We start from the raw sequence: 509 nt of genomic DNA on the forward strand, positions 1-509 counted from the left end.
TGATGCCATTGCCCATATTCGTCAACTAACCAAACTTGTGGTTGGGGTTCTGATACAGGCTGCCATTTCGTCCAGAATACTTCGGAAACGATGTCTTTATCGGCCTTCACTAAATATTCCATCGTCATAGGATGCAGCACTAAATCAGAGTCAATTAAAAATAGATAATCATATTGTTCTTCCACAGCTTTTTTGATAATCCTATTTTTAAAATTAGCTACTTTCCAGACAAGTTGTTCATTCCAGTAATGGGTTTGATCATCACAAAAATAATCATCCTCCTGTTTCGATTGGTAAATAGTTACTCGTTCCCTATGTTGCTTAAAGTCAAGAAGCAGCTCTGTAGCCTTTTCATCGTTGTTATCATCAACAAAGAAAAAATCAAGGTCGAAAGAGTCACTTTTTAGACCTGTCAACGACAATAAAAACTCATTTAAAATTTCTGGTTTTTGATGGACGGGGGATCCTACCAAAATTCGCTTTTTATTTTTCTTCATCATCACCACGTC

The 509-nt window shown here is 36.5% G+C and carries 1 protein-coding gene; it reads right to left on the bottom strand.

Annotation, left to right across the window (positions count from 1 at the left end):
* On the bottom strand, positions 1–497 hold a 497-nt coding region (locus tag AC3G7N_RS22740; protein ID WP_489424358.1), incomplete at its 3' end, for a glycosyltransferase family 2 protein.
* Between the last annotated feature and the right edge of the window lie 12 nt (positions 498–509).

Source organism: Virgibacillus carmonensis, assembly GCF_057836705.1.